Origin of the sequence: Oerskovia sp. NPDC060287 (assembly GCF_042726775.1) — a bacterium.
Taxonomy (GTDB): domain Bacteria; phylum Actinomycetota; class Actinomycetes; order Actinomycetales; family Cellulomonadaceae; genus Oerskovia; species Oerskovia merdavium.
Genome location: NZ_JBHXBO010000389.1, coordinates 1 through 2090, shown reverse-complemented (window position 1 = coordinate 2090; position 2090 = coordinate 1). Strand labels below are relative to the sequence as shown.

Genomic DNA, 2090 nt, shown 5'->3' with positions numbered 1-2090 from the left:
GTGCGCAGGGTGTCGCCGTCCGTCGCGACGCGGGCCGCACGCGGACCCGGTTCGGCCAGGCGAGCATGCGGTTGGCGTTCGTCCAGGCGGGAGATCGAACGGCAACCGCATGCTCGGCGAACCGCAACCGCATGCTCGGCGGGTCGCGGTCCCAGACCGGTCGCCCCGTCGACCGATGCTCAGCCGACCCGGACGCTCAGGACGAGCTGGTCACCCACCTCGAGCCGCACGTCCGAGAGCGTGACCCCCGGCGGCAGCGACGACGCGAGGTCGATGCGCTTGCCGTCGACCTGCTCGAGCTTCCCGCGGACGGCCAGCAGGAGCGCCGCGACGACGGGGTTGCGGCTCGTCGCACCGACGTTGCTCAGCGTGAGGACCATGGCCTGGTCGATCTCCGCGGTCGCGGTGATCTGGGCGCTCGCGGACAGGAAGCCCTTGCGGATCTTCGCGGACGCCACGATCGACGCGGCGCGCGGCCCGCGGGACGCGAGGTCCACGTCGAGGGCCGTGAGCGTGAATCCCTGGTCCGCGAGGGCCTTGGTCGCGAGCTCGCGGACCGTGGTGACGAGCGCGTCGCGGCTCGCCGCGGCACGCAGGTGACCGCTCACGGGGTGCTCGGTGCTCTGGCCGGACTCCTCGATCGCGAGCGAGCCGTCGCCCCCCTCGACCCAGGTGAAGCGCAGGTCGCGGATCTCGGCGTCGAGGTCGACCGCGACACCGACGATCGTCACGGGGTGGCCCTGGGCGCGGATCGTGCGGGCGACGGCATGCTCGCGCCCGACGACGTGCTCGACGTTCTCGGCCGGGTCGGGGGCGTCGGCGGCACCCATCGCGCGGACGACGAGGCCCGTCACGTCGACGTCGAGGCTCTGGACGTCCGGGCTGCCAGGGACGGTCGCCGCGTCGATGCGGACACGGTCGAGGCCCGACGCGTGCGGCCCGAGGTTCCGGGTCATGACCTCGCGCAGGCGGTCGGCGAGCGCGGGGCCGCTGTCCGGGCGCGGGGCGCGGCCGAAGGGGAGGACGTCGTGGGCGGGGCTCAGGTCGTCGGGCATGCGCCGAGCCTATGACGAGCGGGCCAGCGCCGGGCGTCCGGCACACGGGTCGCCGGGTCGCGGCGCCGAGACCCGCGTGCGGAACCTGCCGTCCGCTACGGGTTCGGTTCGGCGAACTCCGCGAACGCCCGCACCGGGAACGTCCCGAATCCCTCGACCTTGGGCGGCACGGCCGTGAACCGCGCGCCGCGCGGCGGCACGGCAGCCAGGTTCGTCAGGTGCTCGACGACGTGGATCCCCGCCGCGAGGAGCAGCGAGTGGGCGGGGCGCGCCCCGCCGGACGTCACGGGGTCGGTGTCGTCGATGTTCAACGAGTCGATCCCGACGAGCCTCACCCCGGCGTCGACGAGGTGCTGCGCGCCGGCCTCGGTGAGGAAGGGCGCGGGCTCCCCGTAGGCCGGTGTGCCGAAGTGCCGGTCCCAGCCGGTCTGGAGCAGCACCGCGGTCCCGGCCAGGTCGCGGTCGAAGAAGACCTCGGCGCCGATCCCGCGACGACCACCCCGCTCGGGGTCGACGGCCTCGCTCAGCCGGAACACCTCGGCAGGCAGCCCGACGAGCGACTCCAGCTCGAGCCCGGAGAGATCGGTCCCGCCCTCGTACCGGTGGAAGGGGCTGTCGAGGTAGGTGCCCGTGTTGCCGATCATGGTCAGGACGTCCATCGCGAACTGGGTCCCGGGCGCGTACTTCGCGACCGAGTCCGCCCGGGTCAGGAACGGCGTGATCGTCGGGGCGGGCAGGCCCGGGTAGGTCACGAGGCCCTCGCGCACGGTGTGGCTCAGGTCGACGAGCCGCGTCGCGCGGCCGGCCCGTGCGCGGGGTCCGGCCCCGGCGTCACCGGCAGCACCACCGACCCCACGGCTCCCCACGTGCGGTTCCTCGACGAACGTCAGCCCCGTGATCTCGACCGATCCGACCAGCGCGAGACCCAGGTGGCGGACGAGGAGGCGAGCGACGTCGTCGGGCAGGAGATCGCCCGACGGGACGTCGAGGCGGAACCCCTCCGTGCGGAGGCTGCCGCCGTTGGCGAAGGTCACG

The 2090-nt window shown here is 74.2% G+C and carries 2 protein-coding genes; both read right to left on the bottom strand.

Annotated elements, in window-relative coordinates:
• Positions 1-179 precede the first annotated feature (179 nt).
• The gene (locus ACFWFR_RS19205; RefSeq protein ID WP_377624180.1) at positions 180-1055 is read right to left on the bottom strand and encodes a hypothetical protein; all 876 of its coding nucleotides are present in this window, start codon (positions 1053-1055) and stop codon (positions 180-182) included.
• Between the two features lie 95 nt (positions 1056-1150).
• On the bottom strand, positions 1151-2089 hold the full coding sequence (locus tag ACFWFR_RS19200; RefSeq protein ID WP_377624179.1) for a cyclase family protein: 939 nt from the start codon (positions 2087-2089) through the stop codon (positions 1151-1153).
• Position 2090: the final 1 nt, after the last annotated feature.